The organism is Nocardioides soli (assembly GCF_014191495.1).
GTDB classification, from domain to species: Bacteria; Actinomycetota; Actinomycetes; order Propionibacteriales; family Nocardioidaceae; genus Nocardioides; species Nocardioides soli.
Map to the genome: position 1 here is coordinate 780,389 of NZ_JACHWR010000001.1, position 15,155 is coordinate 795,543.

Sequence of the window (15,155 nt, forward strand, 5' to 3'; positions counted from 1 at the left end):
CCGCTCCGAACCGAGTGCTTCCGTGTCGGGCTGCCCCCACGGCTGCCCCCATCCTTCTCGTGCTGCCCCCATCGATACGTGCGGGATGAGATGATGAGGCATGGCCAGCAGCAAGCGCAGCGACGGCGAGGGGTCGCTCTACCAGCGGCACATCAAGGGGTGCGCGCGACCGACGAACGTCCGCAGCGACTCGACCTGCAAGTGTCCGTGGCGCGGTGCCCTTGTCATCGGATGGCACGATGACAGGCCAATCCGGAAGCGCGTCACGGCGCCCAGCCGCGCGGCTGCGGCCGCCAAGCTCCGCCAGCTCGCTGAGGATGTGACGAAGGGGCAGTTGCCCCATGGTCGGATCCCCACCGTGGCAGAGTGGCTGACCTACTGGCTCGAGAACATCGTCAGCGAGCGCAACCGTCCGAACACGGTCCGCACCTACCGGACTTACGTCGAGCACTACCTCGTTCCGAACATCGGCAGGCACCGGCTCGACAAGCTAACCCCCGAGCACATCGCCGCAGCGTGGCGGAAGCTCCGCCAGGACGGCCTGTCTGAGAACACCATCCACAACACACACGCCGCACTCTCGCGATCCCTCAAGGTCGCCCAACAGCGCGGCAAGGCGACTCGGAACGTCGCCACACTGCTGGACGCCCCGAAGCGCACGCGCGAGGCGCCGACGGTGCTGGACAGGGACGAGGCGCGAGCTGTTCTCGCCGCCGCACGAGAGGTCCGCAATGCTGCTCGGTGGTCAGTCGCGTTCGCCCTGGGGTTGCGCCAGGGAGAAGCGCTCGGCCTGCGATGGTCCGACGTCGACCTCGACAAGGGCATCGTCGTCGTCCGCCACTCCCTCGGCCGCGTGAAGGGTAAGGGACTCGTTCTCGGCCCAACCAAAAGTGGCAAGGACCGCGCCGTCGTCCTACCTGCACCGCTACTCGCCGACCTCAAGACACACAGGAAGGCGCAACTCTCCGAGCGGATGGCCGCCCGGAACGAGTGGCACGATCTCGACTACCTGTTCCCCTGGCCAGACGGCCGGCCCATCGACCCCCGCGAGGACCGCGACCATTGGAAGGCGCTACTGAAGAAGGCTGGGGTACCGGACGTTCGCGGGCACTCGGCCCGCCATACGGCAGCCACCATGCTCTTGGCGCTCGGCGTCCCGATCGAGGTCGTCAAGGAGATCCTCGGGCACTCGTCTATCACCGTCACCCAGATCTACCAGCACCGCGTCAACGAACTGCACCTCGATGCCGCCGAGCGGATGGCCAGCGCCTACTGGGACTAGGCGACGTCAGTCCTCATCGAGCGGGTGCGCGCGGACGTACCGTTCCAGCGCCCGGATGATGACGGACGTCAACGTCTCGCCACGGTCTGCCGCCACCCGCTTCGCCGCGAACCAGAGGTCATCCGGGATCCGAACGCCGCGCTTCGGTGTCGCGGGCTGGTTGGGCACCCGGAGGACGCTAGAGCCGGGTGTGGCCACACCTCCTCGATTTCGGGGACAGCCGTCCGAAACTGGTGCACACTCGCTCGATGATGGAGGATTTCGCGGTCCTCATGCTGCTCGGGGTGCGAGTCCGCGAGGTGATTGACTTGGCCGAGCAGCACATCTGGCTTCCCGACGACAGGCTGCTCCTCATCGACGCTGGCCTGTCTCATCATCAGCGAAGCGAGCTTGCGAGTCATCTGACGCCGGCCGCCGCCGTTCATTGATCTTGAAGGGCGTGTCAACAGCCTCGTCCTCCGGCCGCCCGAGCGGCCCAGCCTTCCCCGGATCGGGCGACCCGTCGGCGACATCCTTCGCCCGCCGCAGCAACTCGATTGCTGGCACACCCACGACCCGACCGACAGCAACCAGATCGGGCACGGTAAACGCCACGGCCCCCCTCATGCGCTGATTCAGCAGCGTGTGGCTCTTGAATCCAGCCAGTCGAGCAAGCTCGCGGACGCTGCTGATGCGCGCGTCCCACCTCGCCTCCTCGATCACGCGAGGCAGCGCGTCGTTGACCTCGCGGCCGTACTCCATCGGGTTCATGGCGTACAGGATGACACACATTCAGTCCATGCGGACTTAATATCGCCAGTTTGGATGAAAACCTTGCCAATGGACTGATATCGGTCCACTATTACGCCATGGCATCCCCGACGTACACCGCCGACGCGGTCCGGGCAGAACTGGCTCGAAAGCGGAGGACGCAGGCAGACCTCGCCGCGGCCCTCGACATGACGGCACACACGCTCGGGCGCCGTCTCAATGGCGAGGTTCCGTTCACCATCCCCGAGATCGTCGCAGTCGCGACCTATCTCGAGGTGTCGCTCGACATCTTCATGCCGCCAGTCGATCGATCGGCCCTCGCGTCCTGAAAGCACCGATCCCCGGCCAACACGACCAAGCGCGACCGGGGATCAGAACCGAGAGGAAGTATCCCACATGGGAACCATCAAGCGCACGACCCGCAAGTTCAAGATGACCCCGGTCGACTCGATCCCCGAGGCCGCCAACGGTGGCAGCCGTGGCCCCGCGGCGCACTGGGTCAAGATCGCCGAGCAGTGCAAGGCCAACCCCGGAGTGCCGTACATCGTCCGCTTCGACGACATGTCACCCAAGGGTCACCAGTCCGCAGCCAGCGGCATCAACGCCGCCAGCCGCAACAGCCAGTCCAAGACCGGCAAGAACAGGGCGTTCGCCGAGCCGGGATACACCGCTGCCTACCGCGACGGTGTGCTCTACGTCCGCTACGACGCGCCCGCCAAGGTCACCCAGATCCAGAGGCGCGGACGGCGGGGTGCGGCATGAGCGAGCGCCTCCTCTACTCCCTCGAAGATGCCGCCAAGCAACTCTCGGTCGGCAAACGCAAGGTTGAGGAACTCGTTGCCGCTGACGAGCTTGAGACCGTCAAGATTGGCCGCCGCCGACTCGTCCCCTCAGAGGCGCTCGATGACTACATCGAGCGGCTGCGGAGGTCGGCATGACCACGCTCACCACCCCCGAGCAGGCCCGTGACGCCGGCATCGCTCTCCGCGAGCAGCACGCCGATCCGCGCCTGATCCTGGCGGTCGACCGGGTCATCAACCGATGGGCGAAGTCGGGGCGCAAGTTCTCGGCGAACGACCTCCGCAGCAAGGTCCCTGTCGCTGCGCAAGATCTCGTCGCTGGCCGTATCAGGTCGGCGTGGATGCGCAAGGTCATCGTGCGCGTCGGCGAGGTCAAGTCCGATCTGAAGTCGACCCATGCCAAGCGCATCGGTCTCTGGCAGGGCATTGAGCACGCCGCCGCGAGGAGTGATGCCGCATGAACGCCTGCGCCTTCCCCGACGGCGTGCTTCACGACCACGGCAACGCCCAGTGCCACGAAGCGACCTACCAGGCCGGTCGTCGTGACGCTCTGACGCCCCAGCCCCTCGCCCCCGCACTGACCACGCACGTCGACCTTGGCGCGGTGTGGATCGAGCGTGACGGGCAGCAGGTCCGTGTCGACGCCGACGAGTTGCTGCCGTTGGTGCGGTCGCTGCTGTTCCACCTGGACGCGCTGGGGGACGCGCGATGAGCGGGCAGTCGGCCGAGTCTGGAGACACCCCCACCCTCGTTCCGATCGAGAACGCCGAGGCCATGCGCGACTACCTCGACGCGCTGAACGATGCCGGGATCGACTGCCGAGCCGTGGGCATGGACTCGCGCGGCGAGCCGTTCTTGATCTCGCTGAGCGGCTGCTACGCCGACTCGGAGGTCGTGCTCTACGGCAACCCGTGGGACAACGAAGTGGTGAGCCCTCATGAACACCGTCGACCAGCTCGCACGAATGTCCGAGTGGCGTGCCGCGAATCCTGCCCCCCGCCAGCCCGTCGACCTGGCGACCCATGAGGACGAGGACACGCTGCGGCGAGCGTTCGCCGGCATCTCTACTGCTGCTCGTTGTGAGCAGCGTCGTCCCGCACCGATCCGGGTGGACGAGTACGGCTACGACAGGCGCGGCCGCTACTACGCGGGCTGGGACGGGGGCGACGATGACTGACCCCACGCCCTCGCTGCCCGCACGCCTGATCCTCGCGGCGTTCGCGGGCGCGACCATCGCGTTCGGTGTCGCGGCGGCGGTTGTGGGGGCGGCGCGATGAGGTGCGCGCCGACTTGCATCTGCCGATGCCAGCAGCAGGGGTGCGGATGTCGCGCCGCTCAGGTCAGCGAGCAGCCGCCGCCGCGACCCGTCGGTCAGACCGCGCCATGCGGTCTCTGTAACGGGCGCGCCGATGCCCGGTACGTCACGACCCCGCTGGGTGACCGCGTAGTCGTCATCTGGTGCTGGACATGCGACACCCCGAGGAGCGCGTGATGTGCCCTCATTGCGCCGCCCCCAGAGACAAGCACCTGGGCCACGAGGTCCAGGGCGTCTACGACGGCGTCCTGTTCTGGTCCTGCACCTCGTGTGGCCGTGCATGGTCGCGCGACTGGTCGGACCGGCCGCGCATCCAGCAGATCGCAGACGAGTACGTGCGGCAGCTCAACGACCACGCCGACGCCAGCCCCTAGACCGGGCGGCCCCGGTTGGCGCGTGGGGAAGCGCGTCACGTCAGGCCGGGGCCGTCCTGGGACAGAAGAACCCCCACCGGATGCGAGCCAGTGGGGGCCAGAGCAGAACTCCAACACGAAGGGTAACCGACAGTGACCATCATCGACGACCGCGCCGAACTCCTCGGGCTCGCCATCCTCAAGAAGGGCGCCCACCCCAACCCCGAGAACGGCGTCTGCCTCCTCGAGGCCGTCGCGTGGATCTCAGGCGAACCACACACCGACCGCCCGGAGTGCGCCTGCCCCGTGCTCGGCTCGTTCGGGCGCGCGCTGAACGACGTCCTGCCTGACGACAAGCGCCAGCAGCTCGTCCCCCTGGCGCCGCTCATCGTGGGCACCGCTAACGACGGTCACGCTCAGGAGCGCGGCCTCATGGCGGCGGACTGGCTGATCCGGACGTACACGCCGACGTGGCTGCGGCTAGCGGGACTGGAGGAGGCGGCGGTCTCACTGGAGACGCTTCCCCGACGCGCGTCGTGGGATGACGTCGAGGCGGCGGTTCCCGTAGTCCAGGCTGCGCGAGAGAAGGCCCGCGCCGCTGGGGACGCCGCTGGGGCCGCCGCTGGGGCCGCCGCTGGGGACGCCGCTGGGGCCGCCGCTTGGGACGCCGCTGGGGCCGCCGCTGGGGCCGCCGCTGGGGCCGCTCGGGACGCCGCTCGGGACGCCGCTGGGGCCGCCGCTTGGGACGCCGCTGGGGCCGCCGCTGGGGCCGCCGCTGGGGCCGCTCGGTACGCCGCTTGGGCCGCCGCTGGGGCCGCATTGCAGCCCACGGTTGACGCGCTCCAGGACTCCGCGATCGACCTGCTGCGCCAGATGTGCACGCTCGGTGAGGAGGCCGCGCGATGAGCGACCACACCCTCTTCGTCCGCTACGGCACCGATCCCGAGTACGTCATGCGCCGCTACGACGACGGGACCGTGACCGCAAGTAGCCGCCCGCTCGGCGGCAACCACTGGTCCCCCGAGGTCGAGCTGACCGCGCAGCCGATGGAGGCACCGTGCTGACCCGCCGCCTACCCGGACAGCCCCGACCCGCCGATGACCAGGGGGTGGCGGTCCATGGCTGAGCAGAGGGCAGAAACTGACCAGAAGCGCGGCCACCACCTGACCGTGGTGAAGGACGACGACTTCGATCCCGAGTACCCGCACTTCAAGGGCACGATCACCTGCCTCGTCCCCACCAAGTGTGGCGGCTGGCAGGAGTGCCCCGAGTCCCACCAGATCGAGGGTGGTCCCGTCAACGACGGGCCGTGGGACTCCGATGAAGACGCGCCGTGGTTCGAGGAGGACTACTTCACGTTTCATGGCGTCGAGCACGAGTGGCGCTACGGCTACGGCTGGACGGTGCCCTTCGAGGGGTGCTGCGTCGCGGACAACGACTCGTCAGTGGATTCCGTCCACGACATTGGGTTGGAGAACGGCGAGGGAACCTACGTCGTGGATGACGAGTGGGACGACACCTCGTGCACCCTGATCGTGGTCGAGCGTGTGAGCAGTCGGCCCGCCCAGGCGGTGACCAATGACTGACTACCCGCCCATCCTGCTGCTGCTCGTCCCGGACGTGGCCCTTGTCGCCGCCGTGGCGTTCCTCGCGCTCTGGGGCCTCGTCTCGTTCCCGTTCGCCGTCCTCGTGGGCCGCATGCTCCGCGACCAGGCAGCCGAGGACGCGGTCACGGCGCGTGACTTCGGTGAGCCGACGCGCGAGCAGATCGAGGCGGGCTGGCTGTTCGACGACCCCGCGTTCATCGACACCCCGATCTACGCCGAGATGCGCCGCGAGGAAGACGTGTGGTTCGCGGCGTCAGTGCTCGCTGACATCGACGAACTGCCGGGAGGTGACGCGGCGTGATCACCGAGCCCACCGTCATCTGGGACATGCCGGAAGACGAGTACCACGCCCACGAGGGAAGCCTGTCTGCATCGGGCGCCAAGCTCCTCGCGCCGCCGGCACCCTGTCCCGCGAAGTTCAAGCACCAGCAGGAGAAGGGGCGCCCGGACAAGCCTGAGTTCGACTTCGGCCACGCCGCCCACCGCATCCTGCTCGGCAAGGGCAACGACATCGAGGTGCTCGTCGGCAGAGACGGCGAGCCCTTCACCTCGATGCGCACCGGGGCATCCAAGGAGGCTGCGAAGGCGGCGCGCGCGGCGGGCCGCGTTCCAATGCTCGCCACCGAGTACGAACGGGCCGAAGCGGTCGCCAAGTCGGTGCGCGAGGACCCCATCATCGGCCCCGCGTTCACGGCGGGCGACGCCGAGGTCTCGCTGTTCTGGCCTGACGCGGAGACCGGCGTCATCCGCCGCGCCCGGTTCGACTGGATCACGCCCGAGGTCGCCGGACGCCGCCGCATCATCGTTGACCTCAAGACCGCCCGCACCGCCGAGCCCTACGCCTTCGGCCGCTCCGCGGCAGACCTTGGCTACGCCATCAGTGCAGCCAACTATGTAGACGGCGCCATCGCCTGCGGCCTCGCAGACGACCCCGTCTTCCTCCTCGCCGTCGTCGAGAAGACCGAGCCCTACGTGGTCACCACCTTCCAAGCCGACGACGACCTACTCGAACTAGGCCGCGCCCTCATGCGCAAGGCCATCCACCTCTACGCCGAGTGCACCCGGCGCGACCAGTGGCCCGGATACGTCACCGACGTCGCACGGCTCGAGCTGCCCGGCTACTACATCCAGCGAATCGAGGACTTGATCGCATGACCACGCTCGACACCATCACCCAGCCTCGCCCGCAGGCGCTCACGCAAGCCACCGCCGTCGAGCAGGCCCGCGCTGTTGCCGAGGTCGCCGCCGCCGTCCGCGTCGCCCAGGAGAACCCGCGCGACGAGACCACGGCCATCGCTCGGATGCGCCAGGCCTGCGGACAGCGCGCCCTCGCAGACCGCGCCTTCTACTCGGTGCCCCGCGCGGGCGGGCGCGTCGAAGGCTCATCCGTCCACCTCGCCCGCACGCTCGCCGCCTGCTGGGGCAACATCGACTACGGCATCCGCGAGCTCAAGCGCGACGACCAGGCGGGCGAGTCCGAGATGCAGGCATGGGCGTGGGACCAGGAGTCCAACGTCCGCTCCTCGCGCTCGTTCGTCGTCCCCCACGCCCGCATGGTCGGCTCCGCGAGGCGCGGCGACAAGCGACGTGAGCGACTCGACGACCTCGGAGACATCGCCAACAACAACAACTCGGTCGCCGCCCGCGCAGTGCGCGAGACCATCTTCACCATCCTCCCGGTCTGGTTCACCGCCGAGGCCGAGTCGCTGTGCGCCGGCACGCTCAACGGCCAGGGTGGCGAGAAACCGCTGGCCGCGCAGATCGCCGACGCAGTCAAGCACTACGCCGACTCGTTCGGCGTCACGAAGACGCAACTCGAGGCCTACGTGGCCCTCGCAACCGGCGAGTGGACCGCCCAGACCGTCGGCGGTCTCCGCGTCCTGTCGGGCGAGCTGACGCGCGGCGAGAAGCAGGTCAAGGACGAGTTCACGCCCGCCGAGCCCGAGAAGCCACGCGGTGTGACTGCCGACGACATCGCCGCCAACACGCAGGGCGGTGAGCAGGCATGAGCACCGAGCGCATCACCATTACCCGGTCACAGATCCAGGACATTGACACTCTCTGTGCCGGAATCGTCACCCGCGACGGCGAGATGGACGCTTGCTGCAAGGCAGCGACAACCATCATCTACGACGCTGAGCACGCGAGCGTCTGGCCTGCCTGCACATGGCACGCCCACCGGTACGGCGGCGCGCTGACACTGGCCCAGATTCGCGAGGCGCTCACGCAGGGCGCCACTCGGTTTGAGCGCGAGGTGGCCCCGTGGTGACCGCCGCACAGACCCTCCGCGACGCCGCAGCGACGATGCGGGAGCGGGCGCAGGCGGCGACACCGGGACCATGGCATGTCGAGCGTGATGAGATGTCGGAGCAGCTCTGTGTCTACAACGCTGACGGCGTCCATCTGGCCGAAGTATCCGAGTGGTCGCGCTGGCTAGGGAACGCCGACTACATGGCCCTCGCTGCTCCCCCGTTCGCGCTGGCGGTAGCTGCCTGGCTGGAGGCGGAGTCCGCCTCCCTCGATGCGATGGAGACATTCGAGGCCAAGACGGTCAAGCAGGAGCACGGGTGGTCCATCCGGGGCGCCGGGATCGCCGTGCGGAAACATAACGACGGCGAGCTTTCGATCCACGTTGACACTTCGCAGGCCGCCCTCGACGTCGCCCGCACCTACCTCGGCGGTGACCAGTGACGCGGGCGGGGCAGGCGGACGAGTTTGGGAGGTCGTCGCATGAGCCTCTGCATCTCCTGCCACCGCCGCATCACCCACGACGAGACCACCACCAGCGGCCGATGCGACGACTGCCAGCACGACCACGAGAGGGAGGCGTCATGACCAGCCCCCGCGACCTATCCGACCTCATCGGGCGCATCCCCGCGACGTCGCCCGACGACATCGCAGCCGCACGACGAACCTGCGCCCACTACGCCACCGACGCCGATGACCTGCGCGGGCTGCTCGACGTGCTCGGGATTGGAGACGAGACGTGACCACGCCAACCGTCTGCGCGGACTGCGGCGGCTTCTGCACCTCACGCAGCGCCCCGCCTCGCTGCTGGGAGTGTCGCCGACGAGATCAGGCGGGCGAGTTCTGGTCGACCGACGTGCTCACCGATGGCGAGTGGCGACCGACCGGGCCGGGCGGGGTGCTCCAGTGGCAAGAAGGTGCGCAAATGCAGGCCTCGGCGCCAGGCCTCACGCCTGCCGACGTGGCAAAGATGATCGCCTGCCCTACCTGCCGCGCGCGCGTCGACCAGATGTGCCGAACCACCACCGGTCGCACCCGCTCGCCTCATCCGACGCGCTTGGTCATCAAGCGCTGCCCCTGCGGCGAGCCGATCAACCCCGGCCGGAAGGTCTGCGACGACTGTCGCGCCGAGGCTCGCCGAATCAACGGACGCAATGGAATGCGCGCCACCCGAGCAAGGCGACAAGCCATCAGGCAAGCAGCGGCGTGATTCGCCGCCATCCCACACCTCTACTTCAGAAGGAGACAGTGTCATGAAGGCAGGAAGTGTCATCCGGATTCCCGACGCCGTCGCAAGCCGCACGGCCGGACGTGAAGTGATCCAGCCTGGCCTGCCGGGTCGCTGGTCGATCTGGTCACAGGCTGCCGGCGCGCCCGGCGCCCACTTCGCCGTCCCCATCGATGCGGCAGCCAGGGAGACGGGCGTCAAGTACGCAACAGTTCGCATCACCAAGCCCCAGGGCGAGACGGAGCGGGTGCAGCTCATCGCCACCGATCCTGCGGTAGCCATGCCAAAGCCGGTGCGCGCAGCGTGACTGGATCCGCTCCCGCGCACATCTCCGGATGGTGCAGCGCCCCGCCAGGAGCCCGACCACAGCACGACCGATGCCAGGTCGCCGGATGCGCATGCGAGTGCCACACGACGAGCGACGAGGAGGCTGCCTGATGGCCAAGATGCGCGGCTTCAAGCCGGAGATCTGGACCGACGACAAGTTCGTCGAGCTCAGCTCGTTCGCGCGCCTGCTGTTCATGGGCATGTGGAACTACGCGTGCGACAACGGCCACCTCGACGACAAGCCGAAGCAGATCAAGATGCGGGTGCTGCCGACGGATCCTGTCGATGCCGAAGTGCTCCTCGCGGAGATGCTGGAACTGGGCATGGTGGTCCGCGATGACGCGGGCCTGACCATCCCGAAGCTCCGTGAGCACCAGCGCCTCGACAACCGCTATTTCACGTGGTGCGACCGCTGTGAACTCGACGAGATCCCGGAGCCCGCACGCAGTAAGCACCCCCGCCACACGTCGGGCACCCGTCGTGCGCACGACGTGACACCGACGAGCACTCGCGTAGTCACGCGTGAAGGAAGGAAGGAAGGAAGTAGGGAAGGTGAAGGTGAAGGAAGTGTCGGTGATCTGACGACCACCGAGCCGACCAGGCCCGAGATCGACGCCATCTGCGAACACCTCGCCGACGAGGTCGAAGCGACCGGAAGCAAGCGACCTGCCATCACCGAGAAGTGGCGACGCGAAGCACGTCTCATGCTCGACCGCGACGGCCGCACCGCCGAGCAAGTCCACGCCTGCATCCGCTGGCTCTACGCCAGCAACCACCCAGACGCGATCTTCTGGCGCCCCAACGTTCGCGCCATCCCCAAGCTCCGCGCCGAGTGGCACAACGCCGACACCGACCGTCGCAAGGAGATCGAGGCCGAGGTCGCCGCACTCACGCCCACCGAGGACATCGCTACCCGAGGCGGTGACTCATGAGCGCACTCAACCCATGGCGCCGCGCCTACGACCGTGGCCGCGACGACCAGAGAGCCGCCGACGTCGCCTACCTCTACGCGCAAGCCGACGTACACCACGGACGCGTCGGTGACCAACGCCGCCGAGGTGCCATCCGACACGCGGCCGATCGGCTCCGAGATGGGCGACCGACTGGGCGCCCCGAGGACATGCAGGAGGTGACCCATGGCTGACCTCTATTCGGCCGAGTCTGGAGACACCCCCACCCTCGTTCCGATCGAGAACGCCGAGGCCATGCGCGACTACCTCGACGCGCTGAACGATGCCGGGATCGACTGCCGAGCCGTGGGCATGGACTCGCGCGGCGAGCCGTTCTTGATCTCGCTGAGCGGCTGCTACGCCGACTCGGAGGTCGTGCTCTACGGCAACCCGTGGGACAACGAAGTGGACTGGGGCACCGGCCCGTCGTGCGTCGAGTGCATGGCCCAGCGCCCGCACGGGATCGACAGCGTCCGCTTCCCCGCGTTCATCGTCCAGGCCCCGACCGAGGACGGCGCGTTCGCGGGGTGCGGTGTCGCCAATCCGCCCGCACCCGAGTTGAGCGCCGACCACGCTCGCTGTCGGCGCTGCGGCGCGGTGGTTCACCTGCTGCTGATCGCGCACCACGACCGTGACTGCCCTGTCGCCACACCGACCGCTCCGACCAAGGGCGGTGACGGTGATGAGTGACCAGCGTCCGGCCGAGAGGGGAGACCTGCTGCCGTACTACGAGGACGATCTCGTGACCCTCTACTGCGGCGATGCGCGCAAGCTCACGCCGTGGCTCGCGGCCGACGTGTTGGTCACTGACCCGCCCTACGGTCGCGCATGGCGGCAGTCGTCGATCAAGCACCGCAGTGGACGCGGGAAGTCGTCGCCCCACGAAGGCATCCAGGGCGACACGGACACCACGACGCGTGACGCGATTCTGGCACTCTGGGGAAACCGTCCCGGCATCCTGTTCGGCGACCTCATGCTCACGCCGCCGCCCGGAACGCGGCAAGTGTCGGTCTACGTGAAGCCGCCCGACGCCGGCACCCGCGGCGCTTTCGCGCAGGTCAGACGCGACCTCGAGGCGATCTACTTCACTGGGACCCACGGCGCCGGCATCGGCGGGCGGTCTGGCGCCTTCCGCACCAACGCCTCGAACGTGGGCGGCAACGCGGGACTGGCGGCGAAGGCCGGCGGCCACCCGCACACCAAGCCGCAGGACGTCATGCAGGAGCTGATCCTGCTCACATCGGGGGTTGTCGCCGATCCGTTCTCCGGCGGCGGGTCGACGCTCGTCGCCGCCAAGCAGCTCGGCCGCCGCATCATCGGCATCGAACTCGAGGAGCGCTACTGCGAGATCGCCGCCAAGCGGCTGTCGCAGGACTCCCTGTTCGGAGATCTCGTGAGGGTCAGTTCGACCGGGGCGACGTCATGAGCCGCCCCCGCAACCATCGCCTGATCCACCTGGCCGACCTCAACGAACGCCACCACGGACGCATGGTCGAGGTCGCGGGCATCACCGGCACGCTCACCGACGTCATCGCGGTCGGTGCACGTGTCCAGCTCGCCCTCGTTGTCGGTGGCGCGCGCATGTGGACCGACTGGATCGACGCCAACGAGACCGCCGAAGTGTGGAAGGAGTCCGCGATGACCGCCAGTGAGTGCCGCTCGTGTGGACGCCCATGGGACCCCGACCTCGAGCCATCACCCGGCGGACCGACGCGCTGCGAGGACTGTGCCAACGACGTCGCGAGGGAGGAATGATGACCGCACCCACCGCCCCGTGTGCCACCTGCGGCACCGCCTGCAACTCGGCCAAGACGCCACCAGAATGCGCCGACTGCCGACGACGCGCGCAGGCTGGCGAGCACTGGTCACCGGACGTGCTCACCGATGGCGAGTGGCGACCAACCGGCGCTGGGGGCACGCTCCAGTGGCACCCCTGGCCAAAACCGCGCGCAAAGGTCGCCAAGTGCGGCACTGATGGCGGCTACTACCGCCACCTGCGCCGCACCAAAACCGAGCCGTGCGCGGCATGTAGACGCGCGCACGCACTAGCACAGGCGAAGCGGAAGGAACGCGCCACATTGCGGGTGGTCGCATGACGCAGCTCGACACCTCCAGCAGCGCCTCTCGACAGCACTACATCGACACAGGCGAGTACCTGCCGCTCCGGACACACCTATCCGGCTGGTGCACCGCCCCAACCGGCGCGCGACCACACCACGAGCACTGCCACGTCGCGGACTGTCAGTGCGCGTGCCACGACGAGGAGGGCTGATGGCACGCATCCGAACGACCAAGCCATCATTCTGGGGCTCAGGGACCGTCGCCAAACTCAGCCGCGACGCCCGCCTGACGACCCTCGGCCTCATCTCGTTCGCTGACGACGACGGCCGGTTCCTCGCCGCGACCAACGCGATCAACGGCTTCATCTACCCGAACGACGACCTGCCGCCAGCCAGGGTCCGCAAGTGGATCGACGAGATCGCGAAGGTCGGACTCATCCACGAATACGAGAGGGACGGCATCCGCTATGGGTGCTTCCCGAGCTGGCACGAGCACCAAGTCATCAACCGCTACACGCCGTCCTCGCTCCCTGAGCCGGGCGTGCCATGTGTGCCTCGACCGACGAAGGGAGCGAAGGAATGACTCACGGAACACTCACGGAGTCCTCAGTGAGTTACCACCCGGTCACTCCCGACAGGAAGGGAAGGGAAGGGAATAGGAAGGGAACTCGCGGAGCCCATCCATCCTCTGACCTCACTAGCAGCCGATCGCGGCCTGTGGATAACGCCGCCGCGGCAGCCACTCACGACCGCGACGCATGGATGGGACTTCGTCCGATCGGCGGTGGTCGGTGATGGCGACGCAAACGGCACCCGATGTCTCAGACCTCGACATGCTCGACGACGCCCACAGACACGCCCGTTGCTGCATCTGCACCGGCACGTTCGGGCCGCTGATCGGAGTCCCGTACCGCGCGATCTGCGGGCGGCGCGCGATCAACCTGCGCGAGTGGGACGACCCGATGACCTTCCCGCCCGACGCCTGCCACGACTGCCTGCGCCTCTGGAGTGCGGGGTGTCCAACATGCCCGTGACTAAGGATGACGCCGAGATGCTCACCGCGCTCGCATCAAGGCGCGGCCCCACGGCGCACCACGCTGGCACGAACCGGGCGTCATGGCCGCACTCGGCAAGGTCCGCCACTTCGACCTTGGCGAAGTGATGATGACGGTTGGACGGGCGGCACGGGATCGCACCCTGGAGACCCCGGCAGCGATCGGCAACCCCGCCGCGCCCTGCTGGATCGAACGGCCCGTCGAGCGCTGGCAGCCCGAGAAGGTCGAGCGCTCCAACCGCTGCGGCGTCTGCAATCAGCGCCGCGACATCTGCGAACGCACGCCGCGATGGGCCGACGACGACCACGTGTTCACGCCCGACTACGTGCAGCCTGCCGGTTCAGCGGTCGACGAACTCCGCGACATCACGGCCGCCGCACGCGCTGCCCCACCGCCCGCCGATCACGACGAGGCGACCGAAGAGACGCCCGAGGAGGCGCTGTGAGTACCTGCATCAGTCGCGCTGGCGAGTTCAGCGCCCACGAGTTCAGTGACCCGAACTACCCACTGACCTGCCAGTTGTGCTTCGTCTTCGACGAGGACGAGGCGAATCGACGGCTCCGTGCCGCTCGCTACCTCGTCGGCGACTGGCAGGTCAACGGGAACAGCCGAGCGCTCGGCGACACAACCGCCGCTGTCTGGCACCTGGCAGCACGGCAACTCCTGGCGGTCCTCGCTGGCGACGATGCGCACGACGTAGACCCGAAGCTGCCCGCGAACTCCGCGCGAACAGCCGACGAGACCACGACGACCGCACCCGAGGAGGGCTGACTGATGAGCGACCATGCAATTCGCTGGACCTACGAATATGGCGGCGTCAGCGGCGAGGCCATCTGCCTCGCCGATCCCGACGCCGACTGCCACCTGACCAGCATCGCCTGCGAATGCGAGCGCTGGGGCGAGATCTGGCGACGCGATGACGGCACGATCTGGCATCGGATCGTTGACGGCGGTCCCATCGAGCCCCAGTGGCACGAGGTCAAGGTCGGCCCCGACTGCAACGTCTGCCTGTTCATCAACGACTCCGGCTGCGTTGAGGAGCTGACTGCGCCGGGCACCGAGTTCGTCGTCGCACAGACGCCGATCCGGCCGGTCTGGCAGGACGACGGCTGTGACTGGGAGCCGGTGCTGGCGACCGACGGGAGCGAGGACTGATGAGCGCCCGCTACCCCCAGCCCGCC

At 68.2% G+C, this 15,155-nt stretch carries 30 protein-coding genes; 28 read left to right on the forward strand and 2 right to left on the reverse strand.

Annotation, left to right across the window (positions count from 1 at the left end; all coding sequences use genetic code 11):
* Positions 1-100: 100 nt before the first annotated feature.
* Positions 101-1,282, forward strand: coding sequence for a tyrosine-type recombinase/integrase (locus FHU40_RS03835; RefSeq protein WP_183590932.1), 1,182 nt, complete (start codon positions 101-103; stop codon positions 1,280-1,282).
* 6 nt (positions 1,283-1,288) lie between these two features.
* Here the strand turns inward: FHU40_RS03835 and FHU40_RS03840 are convergent, their stop codons facing one another.
* Positions 1,289-1,450 carry a hypothetical protein gene (locus FHU40_RS03840; RefSeq protein ID WP_183590933.1) on the reverse strand — a complete coding sequence of 54 codons (162 nt, stop codon included), beginning with the start codon at positions 1,448-1,450 and terminating at the stop codon, positions 1,289-1,291.
* 183 nt (positions 1,451-1,633) lie between these two features.
* Positions 1,634-2,032, reverse strand: coding sequence for a hypothetical protein (locus tag FHU40_RS03845; RefSeq protein WP_183590934.1), 399 nt, complete (start codon positions 2,030-2,032; stop codon positions 1,634-1,636).
* A 98-nt stretch (positions 2,033-2,130) separates the two neighbouring features.
* On the opposite strand from FHU40_RS03845, the gene FHU40_RS03850 reads away from it, so the two are divergent.
* From FHU40_RS03850 to FHU40_RS03975, 27 genes are all read left to right on the forward strand, one after another.
* Complete coding sequence (locus tag FHU40_RS03850) at positions 2,131-2,361, forward strand: helix-turn-helix domain-containing protein (RefSeq protein ID WP_183590935.1); 231 nt, start codon at positions 2,131-2,133, stop codon at positions 2,359-2,361.
* Positions 2,362-2,428: 67 nt separating this feature from the next.
* Positions 2,429-2,794, forward strand: a complete 366-nt coding sequence (locus tag FHU40_RS03855) for a hypothetical protein (RefSeq protein ID WP_183590936.1) — start codon at positions 2,429-2,431, stop codon at positions 2,792-2,794.
* A complete protein-coding gene (locus FHU40_RS03860; protein ID WP_183590937.1) occupies positions 2,791-2,970 on the forward strand; it encodes a helix-turn-helix domain-containing protein in 180 nt (59 codons plus the stop codon). Before FHU40_RS03855 ends, FHU40_RS03860 begins: the two co-directional genes overlap by 4 nt.
* A complete protein-coding gene (locus tag FHU40_RS03865; protein WP_183590938.1) occupies positions 2,967-3,293 on the forward strand; it encodes a hypothetical protein in 327 nt (108 codons plus the stop codon). Before FHU40_RS03860 ends, FHU40_RS03865 begins: the two co-directional genes overlap by 4 nt.
* Entirely contained in the window at positions 3,290-3,544 is a 255-nt protein-coding gene (locus tag FHU40_RS03870) for a hypothetical protein (protein WP_183590939.1), read from the forward strand. The genes FHU40_RS03865 and FHU40_RS03870 overlap by 4 nt, the downstream gene beginning before the upstream one ends.
* 225 nt (positions 3,545-3,769) lie before the next feature.
* Positions 3,770-4,009, forward strand: coding sequence for a hypothetical protein (locus FHU40_RS03875; RefSeq protein ID WP_183590940.1), 240 nt, complete (start codon positions 3,770-3,772; stop codon positions 4,007-4,009).
* Positions 4,010-4,290: 281 nt separating this feature from the next.
* A complete protein-coding gene (locus FHU40_RS03880) occupies positions 4,291-4,521 on the forward strand; it encodes a hypothetical protein (RefSeq protein WP_183590941.1) in 231 nt (76 codons plus the stop codon).
* Between the two features lie 132 nt (positions 4,522-4,653).
* Entirely contained in the window at positions 4,654-5,406 is a 753-nt protein-coding gene (locus FHU40_RS03885) for a hypothetical protein (protein WP_221199495.1), read from the forward strand.
* Positions 5,403-5,564: a hypothetical protein gene (locus tag FHU40_RS03890; protein ID WP_183590942.1), complete on the forward strand. Its 162-nt coding sequence runs from the start codon at positions 5,403-5,405 to the stop codon at positions 5,562-5,564. The genes FHU40_RS03885 and FHU40_RS03890 overlap by 4 nt, the downstream gene beginning before the upstream one ends.
* Positions 5,565-5,618: 54 nt before the next feature.
* Positions 5,619-6,086, forward strand: coding sequence for a hypothetical protein (locus tag FHU40_RS03895; protein WP_183590943.1), 468 nt, complete (start codon positions 5,619-5,621; stop codon positions 6,084-6,086).
* Positions 6,079-6,408, forward strand: coding sequence for a hypothetical protein (locus FHU40_RS03900; RefSeq protein ID WP_183590944.1), 330 nt, complete (start codon positions 6,079-6,081; stop codon positions 6,406-6,408). The genes FHU40_RS03895 and FHU40_RS03900 overlap by 8 nt, the downstream gene beginning before the upstream one ends.
* The gene (locus tag FHU40_RS03905) at positions 6,405-7,262 is read left to right on the forward strand and encodes a PD-(D/E)XK nuclease-like domain-containing protein (RefSeq protein ID WP_183590945.1); all 858 of its coding nucleotides are present in this window, start codon (positions 6,405-6,407) and stop codon (positions 7,260-7,262) included. Before FHU40_RS03900 ends, FHU40_RS03905 begins: the two co-directional genes overlap by 4 nt.
* Positions 7,259-8,116 carry a hypothetical protein gene (locus FHU40_RS03910; RefSeq protein WP_183590946.1) on the forward strand — a complete coding sequence of 286 codons (858 nt, stop codon included), beginning with the start codon at positions 7,259-7,261 and terminating at the stop codon, positions 8,114-8,116. Before FHU40_RS03905 ends, FHU40_RS03910 begins: the two co-directional genes overlap by 4 nt.
* Positions 8,113-8,376: a hypothetical protein gene (locus tag FHU40_RS03915; protein WP_183590947.1), complete on the forward strand. Its 264-nt coding sequence runs from the start codon at positions 8,113-8,115 to the stop codon at positions 8,374-8,376. Before FHU40_RS03910 ends, FHU40_RS03915 begins: the two co-directional genes overlap by 4 nt.
* A complete protein-coding gene (locus FHU40_RS03920; RefSeq protein ID WP_183590948.1) occupies positions 8,373-8,798 on the forward strand; it encodes a hypothetical protein in 426 nt (141 codons plus the stop codon). Before FHU40_RS03915 ends, FHU40_RS03920 begins: the two co-directional genes overlap by 4 nt.
* A 140-nt stretch (positions 8,799-8,938) precedes the next feature.
* Positions 8,939-9,097 (forward strand): hypothetical protein, encoded by a 159-nt coding sequence (locus FHU40_RS03925; RefSeq protein WP_183590949.1) that lies wholly within the window; start codon positions 8,939-8,941, stop codon positions 9,095-9,097.
* A gap of 182 nt (positions 9,098-9,279) precedes the next feature.
* Complete coding sequence (locus tag FHU40_RS29835; RefSeq protein ID WP_425490171.1) at positions 9,280-9,564, forward strand: zinc finger domain-containing protein; 285 nt, start codon at positions 9,280-9,282, stop codon at positions 9,562-9,564.
* A 43-nt stretch (positions 9,565-9,607) separates the two neighbouring features.
* A complete protein-coding gene (locus tag FHU40_RS03930; protein WP_183590950.1) occupies positions 9,608-9,889 on the forward strand; it encodes a hypothetical protein in 282 nt (93 codons plus the stop codon).
* Positions 9,890-10,019: 130 nt separating this feature from the next.
* Positions 10,020-10,841, forward strand: coding sequence for a hypothetical protein (locus FHU40_RS03935; RefSeq protein ID WP_183590951.1), 822 nt, complete (start codon positions 10,020-10,022; stop codon positions 10,839-10,841).
* Positions 10,842-11,045: 204 nt separating this feature from the next.
* Positions 11,046-11,549, forward strand: a complete 504-nt coding sequence (locus tag FHU40_RS03940; RefSeq protein WP_183590952.1) for a hypothetical protein — start codon at positions 11,046-11,048, stop codon at positions 11,547-11,549.
* The gene (locus tag FHU40_RS29315; RefSeq protein ID WP_343057714.1) at positions 11,542-12,285 is read left to right on the forward strand and encodes a DNA methyltransferase; all 744 of its coding nucleotides are present in this window, start codon (positions 11,542-11,544) and stop codon (positions 12,283-12,285) included. The genes FHU40_RS03940 and FHU40_RS29315 overlap by 8 nt, the downstream gene beginning before the upstream one ends.
* Positions 12,282-12,614 carry a hypothetical protein gene (locus FHU40_RS03950; protein ID WP_183590953.1) on the forward strand — a complete coding sequence of 111 codons (333 nt, stop codon included), beginning with the start codon at positions 12,282-12,284 and terminating at the stop codon, positions 12,612-12,614. Before FHU40_RS29315 ends, FHU40_RS03950 begins: the two co-directional genes overlap by 4 nt.
* Positions 12,615-13,130: 516 nt before the next feature.
* Positions 13,131-13,502 carry a hypothetical protein gene (locus FHU40_RS03955; RefSeq protein WP_183590954.1) on the forward strand — a complete coding sequence of 124 codons (372 nt, stop codon included), beginning with the start codon at positions 13,131-13,133 and terminating at the stop codon, positions 13,500-13,502.
* A gap of 211 nt (positions 13,503-13,713) precedes the next feature.
* On the forward strand, positions 13,714-13,953 hold the full coding sequence (locus FHU40_RS03960; protein WP_183590955.1) for a hypothetical protein: 240 nt from the start codon (positions 13,714-13,716) through the stop codon (positions 13,951-13,953).
* Positions 13,954-14,035: 82 nt separating this feature from the next.
* Positions 14,036-14,419, forward strand: coding sequence for a hypothetical protein (locus tag FHU40_RS03965; RefSeq protein WP_183590956.1), 384 nt, complete (start codon positions 14,036-14,038; stop codon positions 14,417-14,419).
* Entirely contained in the window at positions 14,416-14,745 is a 330-nt protein-coding gene (locus tag FHU40_RS03970; protein WP_183590957.1) for a hypothetical protein, read from the forward strand. Before FHU40_RS03965 ends, FHU40_RS03970 begins: the two co-directional genes overlap by 4 nt.
* 3 nt (positions 14,746-14,748) lie before the next feature.
* Entirely contained in the window at positions 14,749-15,129 is a 381-nt protein-coding gene (locus FHU40_RS03975) for a hypothetical protein (protein ID WP_183590958.1), read from the forward strand.
* Positions 15,130-15,155 lie beyond the last annotated feature (26 nt).

Excerpts from the sequence above, each read along its gene's own strand:
- FHU40_RS03835 (WP_183590932.1), top strand. The coding sequence starts at position 101 with ATGGCCAGCAGCAAGCGCAGCGACGGCGAGGGGTCGCTCTACCAGCGG.
- FHU40_RS03845 (WP_183590934.1), bottom strand. The coding sequence starts at position 2,032 with ATGAACCCGATGGAGTACGGCCGCGAGGTCAACGACGCGCTGCCTCGC.
- FHU40_RS03850 (WP_183590935.1), top strand. The coding sequence starts at position 2,131 with ATGGCATCCCCGACGTACACCGCCGACGCGGTCCGGGCAGAACTGGCT.
- FHU40_RS03855 (WP_183590936.1), top strand. The coding sequence starts at position 2,429 with ATGGGAACCATCAAGCGCACGACCCGCAAGTTCAAGATGACCCCGGTC.
- FHU40_RS03860 (WP_183590937.1), top strand. The coding sequence starts at position 2,791 with ATGAGCGAGCGCCTCCTCTACTCCCTCGAAGATGCCGCCAAGCAACTC.
- FHU40_RS03865 (WP_183590938.1), top strand. The coding sequence starts at position 2,967 with ATGACCACGCTCACCACCCCCGAGCAGGCCCGTGACGCCGGCATCGCT.
- FHU40_RS03870 (WP_183590939.1), top strand. The coding sequence starts at position 3,290 with ATGAACGCCTGCGCCTTCCCCGACGGCGTGCTTCACGACCACGGCAAC.
- FHU40_RS03875 (WP_183590940.1), top strand. The coding sequence starts at position 3,770 with ATGAACACCGTCGACCAGCTCGCACGAATGTCCGAGTGGCGTGCCGCG.
- FHU40_RS03890 (WP_183590942.1), top strand. The coding sequence starts at position 5,403 with ATGAGCGACCACACCCTCTTCGTCCGCTACGGCACCGATCCCGAGTAC.
- FHU40_RS03895 (WP_183590943.1), top strand. The coding sequence starts at position 5,619 with ATGGCTGAGCAGAGGGCAGAAACTGACCAGAAGCGCGGCCACCACCTG.
- FHU40_RS03900 (WP_183590944.1), top strand. The coding sequence starts at position 6,079 with ATGACTGACTACCCGCCCATCCTGCTGCTGCTCGTCCCGGACGTGGCC.
- FHU40_RS03910 (WP_183590946.1), top strand. The coding sequence starts at position 7,259 with ATGACCACGCTCGACACCATCACCCAGCCTCGCCCGCAGGCGCTCACG.
- FHU40_RS03915 (WP_183590947.1), top strand. The coding sequence starts at position 8,113 with ATGAGCACCGAGCGCATCACCATTACCCGGTCACAGATCCAGGACATT.
- FHU40_RS03925 (WP_183590949.1), top strand. The coding sequence starts at position 8,939 with ATGACCAGCCCCCGCGACCTATCCGACCTCATCGGGCGCATCCCCGCG.
- FHU40_RS29835 (WP_425490171.1), top strand. The coding sequence starts at position 9,280 with ATGCAGGCCTCGGCGCCAGGCCTCACGCCTGCCGACGTGGCAAAGATG.
- FHU40_RS03930 (WP_183590950.1), top strand. The coding sequence starts at position 9,608 with ATGAAGGCAGGAAGTGTCATCCGGATTCCCGACGCCGTCGCAAGCCGC.
- FHU40_RS03935 (WP_183590951.1), top strand. The coding sequence starts at position 10,020 with ATGGCCAAGATGCGCGGCTTCAAGCCGGAGATCTGGACCGACGACAAG.
- FHU40_RS03940 (WP_183590952.1), top strand. The coding sequence starts at position 11,046 with ATGGCTGACCTCTATTCGGCCGAGTCTGGAGACACCCCCACCCTCGTT.
- FHU40_RS29315 (WP_343057714.1), top strand. The coding sequence starts at position 11,542 with ATGAGTGACCAGCGTCCGGCCGAGAGGGGAGACCTGCTGCCGTACTAC.
- FHU40_RS03950 (WP_183590953.1), top strand. The coding sequence starts at position 12,282 with ATGAGCCGCCCCCGCAACCATCGCCTGATCCACCTGGCCGACCTCAAC.
- FHU40_RS03955 (WP_183590954.1), top strand. The coding sequence starts at position 13,131 with ATGGCACGCATCCGAACGACCAAGCCATCATTCTGGGGCTCAGGGACC.
- FHU40_RS03960 (WP_183590955.1), top strand. The coding sequence starts at position 13,714 with ATGGCGACGCAAACGGCACCCGATGTCTCAGACCTCGACATGCTCGAC.
- FHU40_RS03965 (WP_183590956.1), top strand. The coding sequence starts at position 14,036 with ATGGCCGCACTCGGCAAGGTCCGCCACTTCGACCTTGGCGAAGTGATG.
- FHU40_RS03975 (WP_183590958.1), top strand. The coding sequence starts at position 14,749 with ATGAGCGACCATGCAATTCGCTGGACCTACGAATATGGCGGCGTCAGC.